Source organism: Microbulbifer mangrovi (assembly GCF_002009015.1).
Classification (GTDB): domain Bacteria; phylum Pseudomonadota; class Gammaproteobacteria; order Pseudomonadales; family Cellvibrionaceae; genus Microbulbifer; species Microbulbifer mangrovi.
The window spans coordinates 1-23856 of the sequence record NZ_LZDE01000282.1 but is presented as its reverse complement, the minus strand read 5'-3'; the positions used below and the strand labels follow the sequence as shown (position 1 = coordinate 23856).

General features: G+C 58.8%; 21 protein-coding genes. 10 read left to right on the top strand and 11 right to left on the bottom strand.

Annotated elements, in window-relative coordinates; genetic code table 11:
• Positions 1–65: 65 nt before the first annotated feature.
• The 4 genes from B4U49_RS06865 to B4U49_RS06850 form a co-directional block, all read right to left on the bottom strand.
• Positions 66–3224, bottom strand: a complete 3159-nt coding sequence (locus B4U49_RS06865) for an efflux RND transporter permease subunit (protein WP_078083834.1) — start codon at positions 3222–3224, stop codon at positions 66–68.
• Between the two features lie 10 nt (positions 3225–3234).
• Positions 3235–4167, bottom strand: a complete 933-nt coding sequence (locus B4U49_RS06860; protein WP_078083833.1) for an efflux RND transporter periplasmic adaptor subunit — start codon at positions 4165–4167, stop codon at positions 3235–3237.
• Positions 4168–4182: 15 nt separating this feature from the next.
• Positions 4183–5493 (bottom strand): TolC family protein, encoded by a 1311-nt coding sequence (locus B4U49_RS06855; protein ID WP_078083832.1) that lies wholly within the window; start codon positions 5491–5493, stop codon positions 4183–4185.
• Between the two features lie 68 nt (positions 5494–5561).
• Positions 5562–6038: a hypothetical protein gene (locus tag B4U49_RS06850; RefSeq protein ID WP_078083831.1), complete on the bottom strand. Its 477-nt coding sequence runs from the start codon at positions 6036–6038 to the stop codon at positions 5562–5564.
• 96 nt (positions 6039–6134) lie between these two features.
• Between B4U49_RS06850 and B4U49_RS06845 the strand changes: the two genes are divergently transcribed.
• The 6 genes from B4U49_RS06845 (at position 6135) to B4U49_RS06820 (ending at position 12951) form a co-directional block, all read left to right on the top strand.
• Positions 6135–6887, top strand: a complete 753-nt coding sequence (locus B4U49_RS06845) for a 4'-phosphopantetheinyl transferase family protein (RefSeq protein ID WP_078083830.1) — start codon at positions 6135–6137, stop codon at positions 6885–6887.
• Positions 6888–6969: 82 nt separating this feature from the next.
• Positions 6970–7701, top strand: a complete 732-nt coding sequence (locus tag B4U49_RS06840; protein WP_078083829.1) for a hypothetical protein — start codon at positions 6970–6972, stop codon at positions 7699–7701.
• Positions 7698–9569: an NADH:ubiquinone reductase (Na(+)-transporting) subunit F gene (gene nqrF / locus B4U49_RS06835; protein WP_078083828.1), complete on the top strand. Its 1872-nt coding sequence runs from the start codon at positions 7698–7700 to the stop codon at positions 9567–9569. Before B4U49_RS06840 ends, nqrF begins: the two co-directional genes overlap by 4 nt.
• Before the next feature lie 49 nt (positions 9570–9618).
• Entirely contained in the window at positions 9619–10152 is a 534-nt protein-coding gene (locus B4U49_RS06830) for a DUF411 domain-containing protein (RefSeq protein WP_078083827.1), read from the top strand.
• A gap of 7 nt (positions 10153–10159) precedes the next feature.
• Entirely contained in the window at positions 10160–12082 is a 1923-nt protein-coding gene (locus tag B4U49_RS06825; RefSeq protein WP_078083826.1) for a copper resistance system multicopper oxidase, read from the top strand.
• 11 nt (positions 12083–12093) lie between these two features.
• Positions 12094–12951 (top strand): copper resistance protein B, encoded by an 858-nt coding sequence (locus B4U49_RS06820; RefSeq protein ID WP_239692501.1) that lies wholly within the window; start codon positions 12094–12096, stop codon positions 12949–12951.
• 57 nt (positions 12952–13008) lie between these two features.
• Here the strand turns inward: B4U49_RS06820 and B4U49_RS06815 are convergent, their stop codons facing one another.
• The 3 genes from B4U49_RS06815 to B4U49_RS06805 all read right to left on the bottom strand — a co-directional run bounded on the left by B4U49_RS06815 (position 13009) and on the right by B4U49_RS06805 (position 16245).
• Positions 13009–14046: an alpha/beta hydrolase family protein gene (locus B4U49_RS06815; RefSeq protein WP_078083825.1), complete on the bottom strand. Its 1038-nt coding sequence runs from the start codon at positions 14044–14046 to the stop codon at positions 13009–13011.
• Positions 14043–14999: an alpha/beta fold hydrolase gene (locus B4U49_RS06810; protein ID WP_158078570.1), complete on the bottom strand. Its 957-nt coding sequence runs from the start codon at positions 14997–14999 to the stop codon at positions 14043–14045. The genes B4U49_RS06815 and B4U49_RS06810 overlap by 4 nt, the downstream gene beginning before the upstream one ends.
• 217 nt (positions 15000–15216) lie before the next feature.
• Positions 15217–16245, bottom strand: a complete 1029-nt coding sequence (locus tag B4U49_RS06805) for an MBL fold metallo-hydrolase (protein ID WP_239692500.1) — start codon at positions 16243–16245, stop codon at positions 15217–15219.
• A 146-nt stretch (positions 16246–16391) separates the two neighbouring features.
• Here B4U49_RS06805 and B4U49_RS06800 point away from each other — a divergent pair, with 146 nt between their 5' ends.
• Complete coding sequence (locus B4U49_RS06800; RefSeq protein ID WP_078083822.1) at positions 16392–17003, top strand: TetR/AcrR family transcriptional regulator; 612 nt, start codon at positions 16392–16394, stop codon at positions 17001–17003.
• A 25-nt stretch (positions 17004–17028) separates the two neighbouring features.
• On the opposite strand, the gene B4U49_RS06795 is transcribed toward B4U49_RS06800, so the two are convergent.
• The 4 genes from B4U49_RS06795 to B4U49_RS19455 form a co-directional block, all read right to left on the bottom strand.
• On the bottom strand, positions 17029–17394 hold the full coding sequence (locus tag B4U49_RS06795; RefSeq protein ID WP_078083821.1) for a cupredoxin domain-containing protein: 366 nt from the start codon (positions 17392–17394) through the stop codon (positions 17029–17031).
• A 5-nt stretch (positions 17395–17399) separates the two neighbouring features.
• Positions 17400–19640 carry a heavy metal translocating P-type ATPase gene (locus B4U49_RS06790; protein ID WP_078083820.1) on the bottom strand — a complete coding sequence of 747 codons (2241 nt, stop codon included), beginning with the start codon at positions 19638–19640 and terminating at the stop codon, positions 17400–17402.
• A 77-nt stretch (positions 19641–19717) separates the two neighbouring features.
• Positions 19718–20233, bottom strand: a complete 516-nt coding sequence (locus B4U49_RS19460; protein ID WP_204903000.1) for a permease — start codon at positions 20231–20233, stop codon at positions 19718–19720.
• Positions 20233–20805, bottom strand: a complete 573-nt coding sequence (locus B4U49_RS19455) for a permease (protein ID WP_204902999.1) — start codon at positions 20803–20805, stop codon at positions 20233–20235. Before B4U49_RS19455 ends, B4U49_RS19460 begins: the two co-directional genes overlap by 1 nt.
• Positions 20806–20973: 168 nt before the next feature.
• On the opposite strand from B4U49_RS19455, the gene B4U49_RS06780 reads away from it, so the two are divergent.
• The 3 genes from B4U49_RS06780 (at position 20974) to B4U49_RS06770 (ending at position 23697) form a co-directional block, all read left to right on the top strand.
• Positions 20974–22314 (top strand): DnaT-like ssDNA-binding domain-containing protein, encoded by a 1341-nt coding sequence (locus tag B4U49_RS06780; protein ID WP_078083819.1) that lies wholly within the window; start codon positions 20974–20976, stop codon positions 22312–22314.
• Positions 22226–22879, top strand: a complete 654-nt coding sequence (locus tag B4U49_RS06775; protein WP_239692499.1) for a replication protein P — start codon at positions 22226–22228, stop codon at positions 22877–22879. Before B4U49_RS06780 ends, B4U49_RS06775 begins: the two co-directional genes overlap by 89 nt.
• A gap of 101 nt (positions 22880–22980) precedes the next feature.
• Entirely contained in the window at positions 22981–23697 is a 717-nt protein-coding gene (locus tag B4U49_RS06770) for an outer membrane beta-barrel protein (RefSeq protein ID WP_078083818.1), read from the top strand.
• Positions 23698–23856 lie beyond the last annotated feature (159 nt).

Below are 23856 nucleotides of genomic sequence, written 5' to 3'. Positions count from 1 at the left end.
GGGGAGAAGATCCCGGCCAAGGCGCCCGGAGCTACCCAACAAGGCACCCCGAAAAGCGAAAGATTCTACCCTTCCTGTACCACTGGGGAAAATTCACGAATCCGCCCATGTACCCACTGGTACAACACTGGCAGTACTACCAAAGTCAGCAGGGTTGAGGAAATAATCCCCCCAATCACCACCGTCGCCAGCGGCCGCTGAACCTCCGCCCCAGTGCCCGTGTTCAAAGCCATAGGTACAAACCCGAGGCTCGCCACCAGCGCCGTCATCAGCACCGGTCGCAAGCGCAACATCGCGCCGTCCACCACCGACGTATACAACTCGCCACTCTCCCGCCAGCGCTCACGGATAAACGAAAGCATCACCAGACCATTCAGTACCGCCACCCCCGAGAGCGCGATAAACCCCACCCCCGCAGAAATCGACAGCGGCATGTCCCGCAACCACAGCGCAAGCACCCCACCGGTGAGTGCCAGAGGCACTCCCGTGAAGATGATCAACGCATCCTTCAGCAAGCCGAAAGCCAGTAACAGTAGCGCCAGAATCATCACCAGCGTCAACGGCACCACCACAGACAAACGCTCACTGGCAGATTGCAATTGTTCAAAGGTACCGCCGTAATCGAGCCAATACCCAGGCGGCATCTGTACCGACGCCGCGACCCTATCCTGCACCTCACGCACAAATGAGCCCAGATCCCGGCCGCGTACATTGGCCGTGACCACCACCCGGCGTTTGCCATTCTCGCGACTGACCTGCCCCGGAACCGACACCCACGCCACGGAGGCGACCTCCTCCAGAGGTACAAAGCCGCCATTGGGCAGAGATACCGGCAGCGCCGCGAGGCCATCGATATCCCGGCGCAGAGGTTCGGGCAAGCGCACCACCAGTTCAAAGCGGCGGTCGCCGGCGTAGATCAGCCCCGCTGACTCGCCACCGATGGCGGCAGCGATCAGTTCCTGCAGTGCCTGCAGATCGAGACCGTACTGGGCCAGTGCAATGCGCTTGGGTTTGATCGAGAGCACCGGCAGATCGTCGACCTGTTCAATACGCACATCCGCCGCGCCTTCAACCTGGCGCACTTGCGCGAGAATGTCCCCGGCAGATTCGCGCAGGCGATCCAGGTCATCACCGAAAACTTTTATTCCCAGATCTGCGCGCACGCCAGAAATCAGTTCGTTAAAACGCATCTGAATCGGTTGGGTGAATTCGTAGTTGTTACCCGGCACCTCCTCCGCCGCCTGTTGCAACTGCGCAATCAACGCCGTGCGGGACAGACTACTGTCCGGCCACTGGGATTTCGGTTTTAGAATGACGAAGGTATCCGCCACATTCGGCGGCATCGGATCAGTGGCCACTTCCGGTGTGCCGATTTTGGAGAACACCCGCTCCACCTGCGGAAACGCCAGCAGCGCCTGCTCCAGTTGCCGCTGCATCACTACCGACTGTTCGAGACCGGTGCCGGGCACGCGCAGTGCGTGCAGGGCCACGTCGCCCTCATTGAGCTGCGGCACAAACTCCGAGCCCAGTGTGGTCGCCAGCCAGCTGCACAGCAGCACCAGCAGCAGTGCGAGTGACACCACCAGCCAGCGTACCCGCAACGCAAGTATCAGTACCGGTCGATATATTTTTTTCAGTCCGCCGACGAGCGCGCTATCCCGCTCCTGAATTTTTCCGCGCAGGAATACCGCCACTGCCGCGGGCACCAGGGTAAAACAGAACACCATTGCCGCCAGCAGTGCCATTACCACCGTCGCCGCCATAGGGTGGAACATTTTCCCTTCCACTCCGGTGAGGGAAAACAGCGGTATATACACCAGGGTAATGATGAGTACTCCGAACAGACTCGGGCGAATCACCTCGTTGGCCGCACTGAAAACAATCTGCAGGCGCTGCTGTAGCGGCAACTCCGCAGGTTTGCTGCCGGGAGAGGCCTGCGCCAGTCGACGAATGGCGTTTTCCACAATAATCACCGCGCCATCCACGATCAGCCCGAAATCCAGCGCGCCGAGACTCATCAGGTTGGCGGAAACACCGGTGGCCCGCATCCCTGTCAACGTGGCCAGCATCGCCAGTGGAATCACCGCAGCGGTAATCAGTGCTGCACGGATATTGCCCAGCATCAAAAACAGCACCGCGATCACCAGCAGCGCGCCTTCCAGCAGGTTTTTCTGCACCGTGGCGATCGCTTTATCCACCAGCGTGGTGCGGTTGTATACCGCTTCGGCGTACACGCCCGCTGGCAGTGAGCGCTGGATGTTTTCCAGTGCCACCGCCAGATCGGCGGAGACCGCGCGGGAGTTTTCCCCCACCAGCATCATTGCTGTACCGAGCACGGTTTCCTCACCATTTTGCGTGGCTGCGCCGGTGCGCAACTCGCGACCGATCGCCACAGAGGCGAGGTCGCCAATGGTCACGGGTGCTGCACTGTTGCCTTCAACATTGGCGCCGGGAAACTTCACCACCACATTTTCAATATCGGTAATAGTTTCCAGCTGGCCCGGAGAACGCACCAGCAGCTGGCTGCCACCGCGCTCCACAAACCCAGCACCGCGATTTTGATTGTTGCGCTGCAGCGCGCTGACCACATCTTCCATGCGCACGCCAAAGCTCAGCAGCTTGCGCGGGTCCGGTGTTACGTGAAATTGCTTGCGGTAACCGCCGATGGTGTTGACCTCGGTAACCCCAGGCACCAGCGCAAGCTGCGGGCGGATAATCCAGTCCTGGATTTCCCGCAGCGCGGTAATATCGTAGGGCGCGCCATTTTCCTGCCGCGCCTGCGGATCCGCGCTGACGGTGTACATGAAAATTTCACCGAGGCCGGTGACGATGGGCCCCATTTTCGGTTCCAGCCCCGCCGGCAATTCATTGCGAATGGACGCGAGGCGGTTCGCCACCAGGTTGCGGGCGAAATACAGGTCGGTACCTTCATGAAACACGGCGGTGACCTGCGACAGACCGTAGCGGGAAAGGCTGCGGGTATAGGCCAGCCCCGGCAGACCGGCGAGCGCCGTTTCCACATGGAAGGTTACCCGCTGCTCCGCTTCCAACGGCGAGTAACCGGTGGCTTCGGTGTTGATCTGCACCTGTACATTGGTGATATCTGGCACCGCATCAATGGGCAGGCGTTGATAACTCCAGATGCCGAGCGCAATCAGAATCAGACTGCAACAAAGAACGAGCATCCGACGCTCGATGGAAAAACGCAAAAGGGATTCAATCATGGCGAGCCCCTTAATGTGTGTGTTCTGCGGAGGATTTTTCCAGCTCTGCTTTTAGCAGATAGCTGTTCTCCACCGCGTAGCGCGCACCGGAAGTAAGTCCACTGCGCACTTCCACAAAGTGTTCGCCGCGCACACCGAGTAGCACCGGTACCGCCTCAAAACGGCGCGCCCCCCGCTGCACGAACACCACAGTTTTACCATCCACCAGTTGCAACGCGCGGATATCCACCGCGAGGGGCACCTGCCTTGCCGCAATCTCGATACGCCCCTCGACAAAAATGCCCGGCGCCCAGAGGCCATCGCTGTTGTCTACCAGGACACGGGCGCGGGCGTAGGGGAAATTTTCACTACCCGGCACCACACTGCGCACAGTCCCCGCGTACCCCCGTTCTCCGGCGCTGACCCGAACCCGCTGCCCCTTCCTGACCGATGCCATGCGCGCGGGAAAGACCTGCAGGTCCACCCACAATTGCGAGTAGTCCACTACGGTAAACAGTACCTGGTCACTCACGTACTCTCCCGGTCCCGCATGTTTGGCGGTCACCATACCGGCGAAAGGCGCGCGCAGCTGGTATTCCTGAAGACTCTCGTTGGAATCCACCGTGGCCAGCCCCTGCCCCTTTTCCACGGTATCACCGATATGCACATTCACCCGGGAAACCACGCCCGCGTACCGCGCGCGAATATGGCTAACCGCCGTGGGTTCAGGCTGCAGTTTTCCGTACAGGGTCAGGTACTGTTCGATTTTTTGCGCGCCGGCTAGATCTGTTGTCAGCGCAGCTCGAGAAAAAGCTTTCTCCCCCAGAGACACCACCTTTTCGTCGGCGTGTTCTTTTTCATGATTATCCGCGGCATTTAGCGAACCGACCAACAACAGCAAAATCACCAGGCTCACCAGATGAGGCAAGCGGCAGTGACGTCCAAGAAAATTTTGTAAAACCATGTCAAAAATCCTGAATTATTTTTCCGCCGCGGGATGGGCTTGCAGTGCGTTCAAGGAGGCGGCTGTCAGCTGTTCGATTTCCGCTGCGGCCAGCAGCGCCGTGGCCGCTTCGTTGATCAAAGCTCCACGTGTATCGAGCAATTCCTCGCGCGCAGAAACCCACTCCTGGTAGCCGTAGCGACCGGCGCGGTAATAACGTTCGGTTTCTTTCAGGGCGTGCATCTGCGCTGGGATAACTTCCCCACGCAGCTGGCGCACGGCATCAATGGCCTGAGCACGCAGGGAGAATGCGCGATTCAGCTGGGCGTAGAGATTCAGGCGAGTGGCCTCGCGCTGTGGCGAGATGCCATCCAGAGCAGCCTGTGCGCTGGCGATCTCGCCGCTGGCGCGCCGGCCCGTGAACAGAGGCACGCTGACACCGGCAACCATGGATGTGCTGTCGGTTTCACGACTCTGGCGCACCCCCACCGACCAGCCGATTTCGGCACGGGCGCCCGTGCGCGCGAGCCGCAATTGCGTGGCCGCGACGCGCTCTTGCGTGGCGAACCGCGCAAGATAGGGACTTTCCTCCACCCGCTGGAAGAACGTTTCAAAATCGCCCGCACCACCGACGTCGTAAAGCGCCGCACTGGTTACGGAAAATTCTGCGGATAGATCTCCCCACAGGGCAGCAAGCGCGATGCGGTCGGCGTGCAGCTGCTGCTGTACTGCCCCTAGAGCGAGACGCGCACGGGAAAGCGCGGCCTCGGCACGCAACTGCTCCGCCTGCGGCGCGCCCCCGGCAGAGACCCTGGCGCTCACCGCAGTTAGCGTATCCAGCGCAAGCCGCACTGCATCGGACGCCAGCGTTTCACGCTCACTACCGGCGAGCACCCCGACATAACGCCGGGTTACCTCGCCCATTAAATCCAGCGCCTGGATTCGGCGCTGCATATCCAGCAACAGCCGCTCGCTGTTGACGGCGGCAACACGGGCATCGCGCTTGCCGCCCAGCTCGATTACCGAAGAGAGGGCAACCGTAAGCTCCGCATTTTTATTGCCATCGGATCCGGCAAAATTTTCCAGCTCGGCATCGAGGTTGATCCCCGGCCGCAGTGCCGCCGTTTGCGCGCGCCCGCTCAGTGCCCGCTCGCGAAATTCGAAAACGGCGAGAGAGGGATTGCGTTGCAAGGTCAGCCCGATGGCCTCCTGCAGCGATAGCAACTTCGGCGGAGCTACCGCCGCGGCGCCCGCCGGCGCGCTCAATAACAAAACAAGTACGCATGCCGAACACACGCGCAGACAGAAATACAGACGCCGCACCGGGGGCGTCATCAGAATACACATAGGAGTTTCCTGAATGATTGAATGGACAGCGCGGCGCCGGTCAGCAGCCGCGCGGGAAATTCAATAATTCAGGTAATCGGGGGGCGGAAGGGCGTAGAGAAATATCCGTGGGCAAAGCCCGCATCTACAGCGGCAACCCAGCGGCTGGCAGTGCGGTTGCGGGCGATCTGATTGGTGGTCGGCAGACACAGCGATGAACTGCCGTGACAGTGGCAACAGTGGCTGCAATCCTGCACCGTATCGGGTTTCTGGTGCTCGCCGGGAGTTACCTGCTCCAGCTGCGCAATACCGTCCGGCTGCTGCGCCTTCGAGTCACCCTTCAAGTCATTATGGGCGACACTGTGGTTGCGATGCTGGGGATGGTCCAGGTGTTGAGGAGAATCCAGGTGGGGAGTACCGTCCGCGGCATCCTGATGGTGCGGAGGCAGGTGCTGGGAGGCGAGGTCCAGTTCCCGGTGGCTGTCATAGCTCGCCGACACCAGCTGGAAAACCAGCAGTGCCGTCAGCATAAAGCCAAACCGTTTTAATGAACCGAGTCTCAGCATGCAATTTCTGACCAGTGGCCGTGCAACGAGTTCCGATTAAAACAAATTGCGCCCCTTCCCACAAAGCAGTGGCAGCATCCTGTGCCAGCGATTAGCATGAATTCTACCGCGTTAACGATTTTTCCCGATGCCATGAGTCTACCCGCCGTTTGGCTTCTCCGCAGCGATGATGTTGCCGCAGACAGTGACGATGCCAAGGCATTGGAGCGCCTGCTCTCTCCGGATGAACACGCGCGCCGTGATCGCTATCGCACCAGTGAAGCCCGCCACCAGTTCCTGCTGGGCCGTGCGCTGCTGCGTCGGGTACTGGGGAAAATCAGCGATCAGCCGCCGGAAGCGCTTCGTTTTTCCCGCAACGAGAGCGGCAAGCCGCTACTGGCATCGATGCCCGGCTTGCACTTCAGTCTCAGCCACAGCGGCCAGTGGATCGCGCTGGCGGTTTCCTGTGAGGCGCCCATCGGCATCGATATCGAGCAGCCGAGCAAGCCGCGAGACTTTTTACGCATCGCCCACCACTACTTCCACCCCCAGGAGTGCACACTGCTGGAATCGCCGCCATTCGAACTGATGCCCATGCATTTCTACCGCCTGTGGACCATGAAAGAGGCCTTCTTCAAGGCCCGCGGCACGGGGATTTCCGAGGGACTGGGACGCATCAACCTGGCGGGCTATCACCTGGGAAAAGGAGTCTCCTTCGACGAATCCCTGGCCGACCTGGACGTGCCCTGGCAGTTTTACTACGCCATGCACGCGCTGCCGGACACCACGCAGCTACATATGGCGCTGGCAGGCACCGATCCGGCCCTTGGCGAACTCTCTCAGGAGAGTATCCACCGGGGGCTTGACTGACTCCCTTGGGATATTCACAGCACATCTCGATAAACTGTGAGAATTGTACAAATTCCCACTAGCTGTAAACCAAATAAAAATAATGAAAACCGCATCCCTATCGCGCAAAGTCCACAAGTGGCTGTTTCTGTTTGTCGGCGTCCAGGCCCTGTTGTGGACCCTGAGCGGCGCTTACATGGTGGTGATGGACCTGGACTTTATCCACGGCAATCACCTGGTCAAAAACCTCCACGAGCCGCTGCCGACGCAGCGGGGCACCCTGGCGCCCACCCAGGCATTACTCGAACGCTATAGCGGGGTAAAATCCATCCAGCTGAAAGCGCTGCAGGCATCCCCCTACTACGTGATCCAGGCTGCGGACGGCGCGCACCTGGTCGACGCCCGCAGCGGCAGTGAAGTCTCGCCCATCCAAGGCGACCGCGCCCGCACATTGGCGGAGCACTACTATTCCGGCAGCGTGCCGGCGGCGTCCGCCGAACTGATTACCGACAACCCGCCTACCGAAATACCATCCCGCGCACTGCCCCTGTGGCGGGTCAATTTTGACGACCGCTACGGCACCAGTCTCTATATCAGCCCGAATACCGGCGCCCTCGTCACTCGCCGCCACGACTACTGGCGCGCGTTCGATTTCCTCTGGATGCTGCACATCATGGATTACGAGGAGCGGGCCGATATCCATAACCCGCTGCTGCTGATCGTTACCATTGTCAGCCTGACCGGTGTACTCGCCGGCCTGATCCTGCTGTTCTACAGCTTTGCGCGCAGGAAAAAAGCGGCCGGCACCGCGGCCGCGGCGGGAGGTGCACAATGAATTTCATCAAGATCGCACACAAATGGCTGAGCCTGGTGATCGGCGTGCAACTGGCACTGTGGCTGGCCAGCGGCCTCGCCTTTGCTCTGCTGGATTCCAATATCGTCAGCGGCCGCCATCTGGCCGAGCGCCAGGAGACTGCGTCGCTCTCCGCCGGCACATCGCTGGTACCCCATAGCGAGATTGTCGGCCTTTACCAAAACGCCGGTAGCAGCGTGGTGGATATCCGCCTACAACCGGGCTTTGACCGCCCGGTGTACCGGGTACAGACCGGTGAAGGGATCGAGCTGCGCGATGCGCAAAGTGGCAACCCGCTGGTGATCGACGCTGCGTTGGCCACGGCAATCGCCGCTCGTGATTACGCCGGCGACGACAGCCTGATCGGCAGCCCGCAGCGCTTTTCACAGCCGAATATGGAATCCCGCCGTCACGACGGGCCCGTATGGCGTGTCGATATCGCGGACGAAGGCAATACCAGCCTGTATATCTCCGCCGCGGACGGCCGCGTACTCGAGCGCCGCAACGACACCTGGCGGCTGTTCGATATCTTCTGGATGCTGCACATCATGGACTACACCGAGCGCCAAGATTTCAACAATCCATTCGTGGTGATTTTCGGTATCGGTGCCCTGCTGCTGTCCATTTCCGGCTGTGTGATGCTGTTTTCCAGTTTCTCCCGCCACGACTTCAATCTGCTGGCCCTGTTAAACCGAGCGCGCGGCAGCAAAGTGGCGGTAACCCTGCTCGATCAGGCCGCCACTCCGGTGCAGGAGCTGGCCTTGCCGAGCGGCGTCAACCTGTTCGACGGCCTCGCCGCCAGTGGCGTGCAACTGCCCTCGAACTGTGGTGGCGGCGGTAGCTGCGGCCTGTGCCAGGTACAACTCGGCACCGACGCGCCGATCACCAGCAGCGAGAAAGCCCTGCTGTCCGCAGCGCAACTGGCGGCCGGCCAGCGCCTCGCCTGCCAACAGCGTGCCGTGGCCGCCACCCGCCTGACACTGGATGACAGTGTATTGCAGGCCGGTGCCTTCACCGCCGAGGTACAGGAGACCCGCTTCCTGACGCCCTTCATCAAGGAGATCCGGTTGACGCCGCAAGGCCAGCGTCCGTTCGGCTTCCGCGCCGGCGGCTTTGTGCAGGTGGAGATTCCGCCGCACCGGCTGCGCCTCGCCGACACGCCGCTGGATACACAGTACAGCGACGACTGGCAGCCCTGGCTCGGCGCCGCCGGCAGCAACCACGCAGCTCCCCTGCGTCGCTCCTATTCCATGGCGAATGCGCCACAGGAAAGCACCAGCGCGAGTGAATCCATCCTGCTCAATGTGCGGATACAGCCACCCCCCGCAGGACAGGAAACCCTGCCCGCGGGTGCCGGCTCCAGCTACATGTTCAATCTGCAGCCGGGCGATCAGATCCAGCTGAGCGGCCCATTCGGCAGCTTCCATGTGCAGGACAGCGAGCGCGAGATCATCCTGATTGGCGGTGGTGCAGGTATGGCACCTCTGCGCTCGATGATTGTCGACCAGTTACGCAATCACGGCACACAGCGGCCAATGCGTTTCTGGTACGGCGCACGCAATCTGCGCGATGTGTTTTATGCGGAACTGTTCGATGAACTGGCGCAGCAGCACGACAACTTCCAGTGGCAGATAGGCCTGTCAGACCCGCGCCCGCAAGATGCCTGGGAGGGTGCGACCGGCTTTATCAGCGATATCGCCGCGGACAGTTACCTGCGCCAGCATCCGGGCATCGGCAATTGCGAATTTTATCTGTGTGGGCCGCCCGCCATGCTGCGCGCAAACATCGCCATGCTGAAGCAACTCGGCGTGCGCGAAGAACAGATCGCGTTTGATGATTTCGGCAATTAACAGGAAAAACGGCGCGAAGACGTGCCCCACACAAGGTTGAAACCAGTTTATGAAACAGACTGCTTTTTTGCGTACCCTCACCATTTCCGCATTGCTCGCCCTGACTGCCTGCGCCAAAGCCGATCGCGACCATAAGGTGAGTGAAGACAGTACCGATGGAACCTCCGCGGCTATCGCCCCCATTGCGTCCACGCTGACCACCTATAAGAGCGCCACCTGCGGCTGCTGTGAACTGTGGGTGGAACACGCCGCAGACAACGGCTTCAAAGTCGACGCGCAGAACGTTTCGGACCTGAATGCCGTCAAGGACAAGTACCAGATTGCCGCGGAATTCCAATCCTGCCACACCAGCGTGTCGCCGAACGGCTATGTTTTCGAAGGGCATATCCCGGCAAAACTGATTCGCCAGTTCCTGCAAAATCCACCTGCGGGTGCCCGTGGCCTGGCCGTCCCCACCATGCCTCTCGGCAGCCCCGGAATGGAAGTGGGCGACCGTTTCACCCCTTACAAGGTGCTGCAGCTCAACAAAGATGGCAGCACCGCGGTATACGCGAGTATCGATCGTATTGAACAACAACACTGAGGAACCCATGGACAGGATCGGAGAGCCCCGCGTTGCACTTCCGTCCCTGTCCCGTCGTCGCTTTGTCACTGGTGTTGCCGCCGGCGCCGCGCTGCTCGGCATACCCGCGAGTGCCAGCAATGCTGTACCCCGTGCCAATCCCACGCCGCAGACATTGCGCGGCAACCAGTTTGATCTGCACGTGAATTACCAGCCGGTGAACTTCACCGGCCGCGAACGCACCGCAGTCGCCACTAACGGCTCGGTGCCCGGTCCTATATTGCGCTGGAAAGAGGGAGAAACTGTAACCCTCAATGTCACCAACCACCTGGCACACGATACTTCCATCCACTGGCACGGCATCATCCTGCCCACGGGTATGGACGGTGTGCCCGGGCTCAGCTTCAACGGCATCCGCCCCGGCGAAACCTTTACCTATCAGTTTGAGTTGAACCAAAGCGGCACCTATTGGTATCACAGCCACTCGGACTTTCAGGAGCAACAGGGGCATTACGGTTCCATCGTCATCGACCCGGCAGAGCCCGATCCGGTCGCCTGCGATCGCGATTACGTGGTGATGCTCTCCGACTGGAGTGACGAATCCCCCCACGACATTTATGCCAAGCTCAAAAAAGAGGGGCACTACTACAATCGCCGACGTCGCACCGCCGGCGACCTGTGGGATGAGATCCGCCAGAAAGGGGTCGCCCAGACATGGCAGGACCGCAAGATGTGGAACGAGATGCGCATGTCCGATCGCGACATCTCCGACGTCACCGGCTACACCTATACCTACCTGATGAACGGCCAGACTCCGGACGGCAACTGGATGGCGCAATTCAAACGGGGAGAGAAGGTTCGCCTGCGCTTTATCAACGGCTCCGCCATGTCGATTTTCGATATCCGGATTCCGGGTCTGAAAATGACGGTGGTGGCAAGCGACGGCCAGAACATCGAGCCGGTTACCGTGGATGAGTTCCGCATCGGCGTAGCGGAAACTTACGACGTCGTGGTTGAGCCGGTGGACGACCGCGCCTATACCCTCTTCGCCCAGACTATCGACCGCAGCGGTTTTGCCCGCGGCACCCTGACACCTCACCCGGAGCTGTGCGCCGAAGTACCTGCGATGGATTACGCCCCGGTTCTCACCCACCGCGATATGGGCATGGATCATTCCGGCCACAATATGGGCGGCATGAGCGGCATGGACCACAGCGGCCACGACATGGGCAGCATGAGTGGCATGGACCACAGCGGCCACGATATGGGCAGTATGAGCGGCATGGATCGCTCACAGCACGCCGGCATGCAATCCGGTAACGCCGGGCAGTACAGCCTGCACGGCGGACGCCCCGAACTTGGCGGCATGCAGGGCGTCTGGTTTACCGACAACCTTGGTCGCGCCGGACACGGCAGCAGCAGCCCCATCGTGCACCTGCCCAGTGAATACCGCTACGGTGTGGATATGCGCTCAGAGATGCCCGGCAACGGACTGAATGATCCCGGTATCGGCCTGCGCGATCACGACACCCGTTACGGTCGCCGGGTACTTACCTATGCGGATATCCGCAACCTTACCCCCACCCTCGACAGGCGCGAGCCCACCCGCGAGCTGCAACTACATCTCACCGGAAATATGCACCGCTACATGTGGTCGATGGATGGAATCAAGTTCAACGATGCCGAACCCCTGATGCTGAAATACGGTGAGCGTATCCGCATCACCCTGGTGAACGACACCATGATGACGCACCCCATTCACCTGCACGGCATGTGGAGTGAACTGGAAACCGGCGACAGCGAGTACATCCCGCGCAAGCACACGATCATTGTGCAGCCGGGCTCCAAGATCAGCTATCTGGTGACCGCCGATGCCTACGGCCGCTGGGCCTACCACTGCCACCTCCTGTACCACATGCCCGGCATGTTCCGCGAAGTAAGAGTGGTGTGAGGACGATGCAAATGAACAGAAAAACCCTACTGGCATTAACCCTGGCGGCGCCGCTGGCGCACGCCGCGGAAGAATCGCACACGCACACCCACTCGATGCAGGACGATGAACACGCGGCCCATCAGCACATGGAGCACGGCTATCCGGCACCGCAAGAGGCCAGCGCACCTGCTGCACCGAACCTCCGCCACGCCCCCAACGAACCCGATCACGTGATGGACCATGAAGTGCTGCTGACCAAGGTCACCATCGACCAACTGGAGGCGCGCGAGGACGATGGCAGCGCGCTGGAAGGCAGCGTGTGGTTCGGCGGCGACAAGCACAAGGCGTGGTTCAAGACGGAAGTCGAACGGGCGGAAGGCGAAACGGAAAAGGCGCTGTCCAGAACGACTAAAAAAGAGTTGCAGGCACTGTACAGCCGCGCCATTGCCCCCTACTGGGATCTGCAGATGGGCGTGCGCCACGACTTCGAACTGGAAAGCGACAGCCGCAACTGGGGTGTCCTTGCCCTGAATGGGCTCGCGCCCTATTTCTTCGAAGTGGATACATCGCTGTTTGTCGGCGAAGACGGGGACACCGCCCTGCGGTTGGAGGCCGAATACGAGCTGCTGTTCACCCAGCAGTGGATACTGAGCCCGGAAATTGAAGTGAATTTCTTCGGCCAGAACACCCCCGAAACACATACGGGTTCCGGTCTTTCCGACATCGAAGCTGGCCTGCGATTGCGCTACGAATTTACTCCGCAGTTTGCACCCTACATTGGTGTGAATTACGAGAAAAAATTCGGCAATAGCGCGGACTTCGCCCGCGACGATGGCGAGGCCACCAGTGAAACGACCTGGGTAATCGGGTTGCACGCCTGGTTCTGAACCACGACACGAGTCCGCCGTACGGCGGGCTTGTGTGCACATCGGCTTACACAGGCACTAGCGCTGGGATAAGCGGGCAAACCCCTTCGTAGCCAATGCAAGCGTATCGGAGGCCAAAAAGTCCCGCGCTCGCGCTATCCCCTTTATCTCCGCATCCAGGAAGGCCAGGCTTACTGCATTGGCCATCCTCAGCGCATCGGCCTGCGGCTCCGCGTCCAGATCCAGACGACAAATCAAATTTCCGAAATAGTGATCAGCACCCTCTGTCACCAGCAGGCTGTTCAGTCCCTCAACGCCGCGCTCGTAACTCATGGCATGCAAACGCCAGTCGCGGAAAAAGTTTGCCTCCACATCCCAGGTGCCCGTAGTCACCAGCTGGGGAACCATCATATTCTGCCAGCTCTGTTCATCCACCATCTCGAACATCGGCCCGGGCGGGCTGAAGGCCACAACCGCCTGAAAGCGCCCGTCCCGCTCCCGCAAACGCCGGTTGCCGCCAGGCACCGCGGCGTCAGCGCCGCCCAGCATCTGCGCGGCAAATGCGCCGAAACTGTGGCCGGCGGCAACAACTCGGCTGCGATCAATGCGTCGATCCAGTTCCGCCGCCTGGTCTGCGATGGTATTCAGGTTATCGAGGATATTGATCAGGTCGCGGGGACGTTGCTGCATCACACCATCCTTGCCGAATCGTGTTATCGCCAGAATTCCGTTCAACAAGCCACCCGCATCCCGGTGATCAGGTGCTAACACCACATAGCCGTGGCTCACCCAGTGACGGATGATGCGATCGTAAGCTCGTCGATTGGAAAAATTGCCGTGAGAAAACAGGACCAGCGGATAGATACCCTCCGCTTCAGGGTAGAACCCACTCAGGGTCAGAGGCCCATCCCGGGTAGTCAGGTTGATTGCGGGAACGACTTTGATCGGATGAGGCCCAGGATCTAGCCCATAAATTGCAGACAGTTGCGCGTCTGCCGGCAACGGCTTCGCCTCGGCCAAGACCAACGGAGCGGGCTTGAACATCAGGGAATACATTCCCCACAAGCCGACGAGCAGGGCAACGACAACCAGAATGAGCTGCTTGAGTGTTTTCATTCGCCGGCGTCCTGCCCAATAAATAAGAGTAAATCCTGCATTGCTGCGTCCACTCCCTCAACGGGTAGCAGGTGCCCGGCCCCCTGATAGATTCTAAGCGCCACCGGATTACCGCCGCGCTCAATCAGCGCTTTGAAACGCTCGGCCTGGGCCACCGGCAACTGGGGATTTTTTTCTCCCCACATAACCAGTGTCGGCACCTGGATCCGGGGTAATACGGAAATGGTGTCGGGAGATTTAAAGTCCTGCATGCGCCCGATAATTCCGCGTCGGATATCGAGGTTACGAAAATTGCGGATAAACTCGGCTTTAAATGTGTCACTGGCCCGGTTATCCGCTGTCAGCCAATCGACAAACCGGTCGAGCGACCAGTCCGGCATGTATCGCAGTACCCAGTAAGCGCCGTCCGGCAGTCCACCGCTGTCCGCATTATCATGCCCTTCCAGCCCACCAGAATTGACCAGCACCAGCTTCTCAACGCGCTCCGGATGCTCGGCGGCAAAATTGAACAGGGTTGCTCCCCCCATGGAAGCACCAACCAGAATGGCCCGATCAATACCCTGCTGATCCATGAAGTCTCGCAATGTATTCATGGTGCTCTGCAGGGAATAGTCATCGTTTTCCGCCAGTGACGACAGGCCGTGGCCGGGTACATCGAAGCGGTAGACCGGACGGCTGCGGGCCAGCGCCGGCGCCCATGCATCCCACATACCCATATGGAAAAACATGGCGTGCAGAAATATCACGGGGGTTGCGTCGTCGTGGTTGAGGCCGTCTGCACGGTAGGCGATTTCGGCGTGTCTCGTTTTCAAGAAAGAGACGTCACGGGCAGCCTCGCTATTACGCAATGGCTGGTCCCGGTAGGTAATTCCGCCGTATACAAGAAACATCAGCAATAATGCCAGCAGCGTCCCCAGAAAACGCAGCGACCACCTCCAGATAAATGCCAACATAACCATCCTGCCCAGCTAGCTCAGTGATTTTTACCTAACGCCAACCGATAAAGATGTCGTGTTTCGGTAACGGGTCACAGGGCCAGTTAAACCTAAAAATGGCATTTATCAATTTTCAGTCGAAAAAATGGCGACAGTGAGTAGGTCCGGCGTAAGCAAGCGGCCACGGTGCAACCGGGCTTCAGGATCCGTTACCTGGCCACCGCCCGTGTCAGGTTTAACGAAGCACCCCCTCTCGTGCAGACTGCGAAGCGGCCTCAACGATGGCCTCTTCCTCCATATCCTGCCACCAATATTCGGCAACTTGTGGGTGTTTAATGGTTACGGGGGCACCGATTACCGGAGTGATCAATCGCACATTACGTTCCCACGCTGCGGCTGCGGCTCGCTCCAGGGGTTCAAACCAATCGTGCAACGCCAGGTCAAACGTGCTGTTGTGAATCGGCAACATGGCGCGCCCCTGCAGGTCGATATGCGCCTGTACACTCTGCTCGGGCAACATGTGAATTTTGCTCCAGAGTGCGTTGTAGGCGCCGGTTTCAATCAGGGTCAGGTCAAACGGACCCAGGCGCTTGCCAATTTCGCGAAAGCCATCGAAATACCCTGAGTCGCCACTGAAGAAAATCTTCGCTTCGCGCCCCTCGATTGCCCAGCCGGCCCACAGGGTTTCATCGCGATCTCCAAGCCCCCTGCCCGAAAAATGCTGGGCTGGCGTGGCGGTAAATTTCAGGGAGCCAACGGCGTGCGACTGCCACCAGTCGAGTTCAACAATTTTGTCATCGGCAATACCCCAGCGACGCAGGTGTTCCCCCACTTTCAGTGGTACCAGAAACCGCTCGACTTTATCATCTAGCGCCAGGATGCTGCCCTTATCCAGATGGTCGTAGTGATCGTGACTGATAACCACCGCCGCGATGCGCGGCAGTGACGCCAGCTCGAAAGGTAGAGGATGAAAACGCTTGGGTCCCATCCACTGAACCGGTGAGGCGCGCTCGCTGAATACCGGATCGGTCAGTACCGTCTCTCCATCGAGGTGGATCAGCACGCTGGAGTGTCCCAATCGATACACCTTCGCTTCACTCGCGGGTTGCGCCAGCTCCGCGGAAGGAATTTCACGCATGGGTAACGGAGCACTCGGTTTAGGCGCCGCCCGCTCGGCGCGCCAATACATCTTGACGATTTCCCACATATTGCTCGCCCCAGCGCTTGCTTCCATGCCTTTGTTGTAGAACTTCTGCTGCTCCATAGAACAGCCCTTTAAAACGCCAACAGCCATCAGTATTACCCCTGCAATTGCCAACCCGCGTGTCTTCATAACCCAGCCAAAAGTAAACTACCTAGTGTAAAATCCTTGGGTTCCCGTTTAGTGCAAAGTGGAGACCAGTGAGTCAGATGTCTGAAAAGAAGCCAACCAGAAGTGAGCTGAAGCGCCAGGCGATTTTGCGGGCCGCCAAGCAAGCGTTTCAGGAGCGGGGCGTCAACAACACCAGCATGGACGAATTGGCAGCGCTGGCGGAAGTCTCCAAGCGCACGGTGTACAACCACTTCGCCAGTAAAGAGGTGCTGATTATCACACTGATGAGCGAACTCTGGCGGCAGGCGACCCAGTGCGACGGCGGCGATTACGAGGCCGACACAGATTTAAAGCTTCAACTCTGCAAGCTGATCGAGGCGGAGATTGCGGCAATCTGCAGCCGCGAATATATCGAGCTGAACCGGGTTGCATTCGACTATTTTTTTCACCAGCCGGAAGCGTTGCGCCAGCAGATGGAAAAATTTTCGGCCTACGAAACCAGCATCACCCGATGGCTGAAAGCAGCCGCTGCAGACGGGCGCCTGCGGGATCTGGATATTGAAATCGGCAGTAAGCAGATTCACAACCTGATCAAGGGCAGCTGCTTCTGGCCGCAGTTAATGCAGGTCAATCCCCTGCTCGATCAACAGGAACGCCATATGCTCGCGGAGCGCACGGCGGCCCTCTTCCTCAGCCACTATCGCGCGTGACGGAAACAGTCCGATTACCGGATCCTTATTCAACGACCAGGGTGCCGCGATACATTTGCATCTGGCAGTGGAAGGGATATTCACCGGCATCCGCCGCGGGAATGGTGACCTCGGTAATCTGATCCAACGCCAGTTGCGCGCTCACTTCCAGATCGGGGAAGAGCACCCACTCGGCACAGGGAGAGGCATCTTCCCGGCGGAAGTGCAGCACCGTCTCCTCGCCAGCAGAAACGCGAATCCGGTCGGGCTCGTAGACCCCATCGTTGACCAGTATCTCCAGCTTTTCGTCGGCACTGACCGATTGCTGTTTGTTTCCTTTTGCAGCCAACCAGAACCACCACACGATGGCAGCGATCAGCAACAGGCCTATGATATTCACCAATAGATCCATCGTGGCTATTCCCCCTGTGTTTGCGTGGGACGGAAGAGGCGCAATCGGTTGGCATTACTCACCACCGTGACCGACGAAAACGCCATTGCCGCACCGGCGATTACCGGGCTTAGCAGCGCGCCGGTAACCGGATAGAGAATCCCGGCCGCGATGGGGATCCCCAGGGTGTTGTATATAAAGGCACCAAACAGGTTCTGTTTGATATTGCGCAGTGTCGCCCGTGAGAGTTCGATGGCGTCGGCAACGCCGTGCAGGGACGAGCGCATCAAGGTCACATCGGCGGTCTCGATAGCCACATCGGTACCACCACCGATCGCGAATCCCACATCGGCACGGGCCAGCGCTGGCGCATCGTTGATACCATCCCCGGCCATCCCAACTTTTTTGCCCTTGTCCTGTAGCTGGGATACCAGTTTTTCCTTGTCCTCTGGCTGCAGGTCCGCATGCACTTCGTCGATATTCAACTGCCTGGCGACAGCTTCTGCGGTAGCGCGATTATCACCGGTTAACATCTGAACCGTCAGTCCGGCTTTTTGCAGGCGCGCCACAGCGGCCTTGGCATCGTCTCGAATGGGGTCGGCAACGGCGATCACACCGACCGCTTTTCCATCCACCGCGGCATACATGGCCGTGCGACCTTGTTGCGCCAGTGCCTTCGCACGCGACGGCCAGTCGCCTTCGGAAACTCCTTCTCTTTCCAGTAACTTGCGGTTGCCCAGCAGTACCTGTTTACCCGCAATATTACCGCGCACACCATGCGCAGTAATCGCTTCGAAATCCTCAACTTCTGACAGCTGCAGCTCTTTTTCTTTCGCCGCCTGCACAATGGCTTCTGCCAGCGGGTGTTCCGACCCTGCCTCCAGGGACGCCAGCAACGCGAGCAACCTATCTTTGTCGAGATCCGTTTCCATATCGGTTAATTTGGGCGCACCCTCGGTCAAGGTGCCCGTTTTATCCACAACCAGCGTGTCGAGATCACTGGCCTGCTGAAGGGCCTTGCCGTTGCGGATCAAGACACCGTGCTCCGCCCCCTTGCCCACGCCGACCATCACCGACATGGGCGTTGCAAGGCCAAGCGCACAAGGGCAGGCAATGATCAGTACTGATGTCAGCACCACCAGCATATGGGCGGCTCTCGGATCCGGTCCAATGTTGAACCAGACCAGCGCGGCCAACACCGCAATGATCATCACCGTTGGCACAAATATCGCGGATATCTGATCCGCAAGACGCGCAATAGGAACCCGGGAGTTCTGCGCGTTGCGCACCATTTCGATAATCTGCGACAGGCGGGTTTCCGCACCAACTTTTTGTGCTTCAAAAATGAGGGTACCGTTCTTGTTCAGGGTGCCCGCTGAAACCGAATCCCCCTCTACTTTTTTTACTGGTACCGGCTCACCGGTAAGCATGGATTCATCCACCAGGCTGCTGCCCACCCTGACGACACCGTCCACGGGTACTTTTTCTCCCGGGCGCACCCGCATGCGATCCCCGGGCTGTACCTCTTCGAGCGGGATATCCACTTCCTCGCCGTCTCGCAGTACCAGCGCACTGGTATCCTGCAGCTCCAGCAATTTCTCCACTGCCGCACTGGTCTTGCCGCGCGCGCGCACCTCCAGTGCCTGGCCGAGGTTGATCAGACCGATAATCATCGCACTGGCTTCGAAATACACATGTCGCGCCGCTTCGGGAAGTAATCCCGGCGCCAGTACCACCATCATCGAATAAAGCCAGGCAGCTGCGGTACCCAGTGCGATCAGGGTATCCATATTCGCATTGTGATGGCGGAACGCTTTCCAGCCACCAGTGTAAAAGTGCCCTCCGCAGAACACCATCACCGCCAGAGTCAGCAATCCAACAGCCCCCCAGGCAAGCTGTTCATTCGGGGTGGTCACGGACATCTCGCCAGTAATCAACCCCCAGGCCATCAGTGGAATACCAAGACCTAGGGCCACCGCACAGCGCCACAGGAGCTGGCGGTAGTGACGCTGGTCTTCCGCTTTTTGTTCCTCCCGCAGCTCGCGGGGGTCTTTGCGCGCCGGTTTGGCCCCGTAACCGGCATCTTCTACCGCCTTGATACAGCGGGCCTGGTCTACGTCGCCAACTACCGACAGCGTCTTTTCCGCGAGATTGACCTTCGCATCCTCGACACCGGGAACGCTCTCGAGGGCACTTTCGATCTTGCGCACACAGCCGGCGCAGGAAGCACCGCTCAGGGCGAAAACCTGTTTCTCCTTCTGGCTCATAATTCGCTAAACCCTGTACTTACCCTATATGTAGCCATCATAAAAGCTTCCCCCCGGGGCAATGCAAACACTGTATTTCAGACATCGCTCCATATCGGTAGTGACGCACCTACGGCCAGCCACAGTAATGCGACTACGGCCAGGGCTAATAATATTTTTTCTTTGAATGAAGCGGTTTTAAGGCCCGGCATACCTGCCTGAAAAAATCGCCATAGAAAAAACACCGTGGTCATCAGCGCAAATCCAATATTGAAAAACAGGGTGTAGTCGACTTTGAAAAAATCGCGATCTACCACCTGCTTGGCAGAACCAGGATCCGGTAACAGGTCAAACGCGGCAAAACCGTAGTGAAGTAGCAGGGCGCTCTCGACAAGAATCAGTAAAAAAACCGCAAGAATATACAGCGCCATTTTCCAGCCGTAATAACGGGCCTGAATACGCAACACCGGAAGCACAACCAGATCACTGAAGATGAACGCCATGATGCCAGCAAACGCGACACCATTACCAAACAGCACCGCAGCGAGCGGAATGTTACCCATCGAACCGATAAAGGTAAAAAAAGCCGCAACTGGCCCCACAATGCACTGCATTAATACCTGCCAGAACGTCGGGTCGGTTTCACCGGCTCCGATAAAAAGTGTCTGGAAAAAAGTTTTTCCCAGTCGGTGGATTCCTCGCTCCTTTCATCGGCGTCTTCAGCCTCACGCGCGTGCTCTCGTGCCTGCTTTTCGAGACGTTCCGGCAAACTGACGGCGACCAGTCCCCACATCAACAAAATCAGCAGAATACCGCCCAGGTATTCGGCCACCACAAATTGCCAGCCGAGAAATATTGCAATCACAATACCCAGCTCGATAACCAGATTGGTAGACGCAAGCAGGAATGCCAGCGAGGGAATTAACGAGGCGCCCTTGGCGAACAGCGCACGCGTGGTAGCCAGGGCAGCAAATGAACAGGAGCTGGAAATGAACCCGAAAAATGAAGCGAGACCGACACTGCGCACGCCGGCTTTACCCAGGTTTTCACGCATTCGCCTGCGGGTGACAAATACCTGCACCATACTGCTGATCAGATAACCCAGGGCAAAAGCCCAGAACGCCATCCAGAACAGGCCGAGTGTGGTGAGTGCGGACTGGTGCCACTGGGAGAGGAAGGTTTGCATGGTGCTCGGGTTATCGGGGTTGAGTCCAGGGAGCAAATAACGGTATTTGGCGGTAAATTGACAGCTCTCTGACACTCTAGCAGTCGCTGTCGGCGAAACCAGACCGGAACCATCAGTCACCTCACGTTGTACCCTGTAACCGGGACCCGGCAATGGTAGAATCGCGCCATGAAACATCCCCTGCTCCCGGAAAGACCGCTCCACTTCTCCCCCACTCTGGCCGCGACCCTCGGCCTGGAGGAAGCGGTGCTGCTTACCGCATTGGGGGATCTACTGCCTTTTCTGAGCGTAGAAGCCCATCCCGGTCGCGACTGGTATACGATCGGTGGTGAACAGCTCCAGCAGTTGCTGCCATTCTGGCAGCCCGCAGATGTGCAGCGCGTCGCCACCAGTCTCCGCAATCAGGGGGCCTTGCTGTTGGGCGCTGCACCCTATGGGGAGAGCGGCCTGCTGAAGTTCGCCTTCCCGGCGCCGTCCTCCCAGGGGACAGCCCGCCCAGCCGCTGCACCTCAAGCCGGCGGACCATCCACCGGTATCTACGGGCGACGTAGTGCGAATACCATCGGGCCCAACTGGACGCCAGACAACGAGACCCTGACGCGCATAAGCCAGCTGGGTATTCCCGAGCACTTCGTCAGGGAGCAATTGCCGGAATTCGTTACTTACTGGCGCGATCGCGGCGAAAGCCGCCACTCCTTCGGCTCCCTGTTCCTCAAGCAGGTAAAGAACAAGTGGGAGGCATTCCGCGCAACCCACGGACGCAAGCAGCCGCTGCCGGAATCCTGGCACCCCGATGAGGGCACGCTGAGCAAGCTCTCCGATGAAGGGGTTCCCAGTACCTTTGTACGACGCTGCCTGCAACGCTTTGTCGAGTACCATCGCAACAGCGGCAAGCAGTCGGTGTCGTGGGATCTCGAGTTTAACGACTGGGTTACCGAAGACTGGGAGAAGCAGGACACCCCGTTTATCGAGAAGCGCAAGCCGGTACCCATGACCCGGGACTGGCAACCCAGTGAACACACCTGGGAACAGATGCGCCGACTGGCCATCAACCCCAGTTTTGCCGCAGAATTGCTACCGGAATTCATCTACAAGTGGCTCGAGCGCGGCGGCCACAGCGCGCGCTGGGGCGAACAGTTTATCGAATACGCGCGGATCGAATGGGCATACTACTGTCAGGGGATCGAAAAGAACCCCATCGCCAAGCCCATTTCCCGCAACTGGCAGCCTTCGAGCGATTGTCTCGGGCATCTGCTGAATCAATGTGAAATCGACCGCGAATTTGCCCTCGGCCTGGTCCCCGAATTCCGTCTCTACTGGCGGGAACAGGGTGCAGCACGCAAGAGCTGGGATGCAGTCTTCGTGCGCCACGCGCGCTACCAGTGGGCCGAGCGCAACAAGTTCTCGATAGGACAACACCATGGCAAGCCACAAGAATCCGGGCACTCAGGTAACCAGCGCACAAGGGACACATCAGTCTGGGACATCGTCACAGACACAAACTGGTGACCCCGAGCTGGAGGCACGCAAGCGCGCACTGAACGAAGTATTTGGACTGCTCAAGCTCAGCTACCACAATCAGTTCAACTCGGCCTTCCCGGATGTACAGACACTGAACCACGCCAAGCGCCTGTGGCTGGAATCCCTTGCCGGGTTTTCACCGGAACAGATGGTCTCCGGCGCCAAGCGCGCCATCCGTCAGTGTGAGTTCCTGCCTAACGTGCACCGTATGCTGCAGTTGTGTGCCGAGGGCGAGAATGGCCTGCCCGAAGCGCGCGCGGCCTACCGCGAAGCCTGCAATGCACCGAGCCCCAAGGCGAACCATAAGTGGAGCCACCCTGCGGTGTACCATGCCGGTCGCGCGGCCGACTGGTTCTTTCTCGCCAACAATCCCGAATCTTCCGCTTACCCGGTGTTTGCCGCCCACTATAAAAAAATATGTGAGCGCCTGATGGCCGGTGAAACACTGCCGGCACCACAGCAGGTACAGCTGGAGCACCAGGCCGCAAAGCCATTGTCAAAAGCCGAAAATGCCAAGAAGTTGGCGGAATTGCGCGCACAGCTCAAAATATGATGTGATAGCGGGGCTGTATAAAGGCCCTGCTGCCACCTCCCCAAGGAATTAACCGGGAGTGGCTACAGCTAAAACTCATCGACTCCAGAGCAGGTATCGCCATGGTCCGGCCCCTCCTTCTGCTTGTGGTACCCCTTTCTCTGCTTGGCAGCAGCCTCGCCAGTGCAGACTTCTATTCCCATCGCTACGGCGGTCTCAGCCTGCAGAGTACGGCCCTGGATCCCGTTTGTTCCAGATCCCGGGGCTTTGTGGAAGGGCTGAATCGCGAACAACAATCCGCTGAATTCACCGGCTGCTCGGACATTGGTACTGGGGTAAAAATCTATGCAGGTTGGCGCTGGAGTCCGCTCATGGCTGTTGAGGCCGACTTCCGCCAGACTGCGACCGCCACCAGCAGCTTCTATGTGAGCAATCCGCAGTTTTCCTATATCAACGTCAAAGACAGAATCACTACCCGTATGGGTAACGCATTCTTTGTCGGGCACTTTCCCGTGAGTGGATCAGGATTGAGCTTCTTCGGCAAAATCGGCGGCGGCTTCTGGCTCAGCCAGCTTCGCTCCCGCCAGTCAGGCGAAGCCATCGCCATACTCCAGCTCGAAGACGGTAGCCTGCAATCAATCGGTATCCCCTTTGACGGGACTTATTCACAGAACACCAGCGGCTTCCACTGGGGTTATGGAGCCGGTGTCAGTTACCAGATAAAGGATCGCTGGAGCCTGCGCGCAGAATGGGAGCTCTTTCCCGAGGTAGGCAGTGATGAACTTTCCGGTGAATACCAGGTTGAGTCCGCATCTCTTGGCTGGAGTGTGCACTTCTAAATTCGCGCCTGTGTACAAAATCCTGATGATCCAAGGATACCTCGCACTGCGGGGTATTTTTTTGCCTATCTGTTGATAATTCCCCGTGGCGCTGTGGATTGATTTTGTGAAAGTTTTTTAAGTTATGCACAAACGTGTTACTCACAGAAACTCTGGACA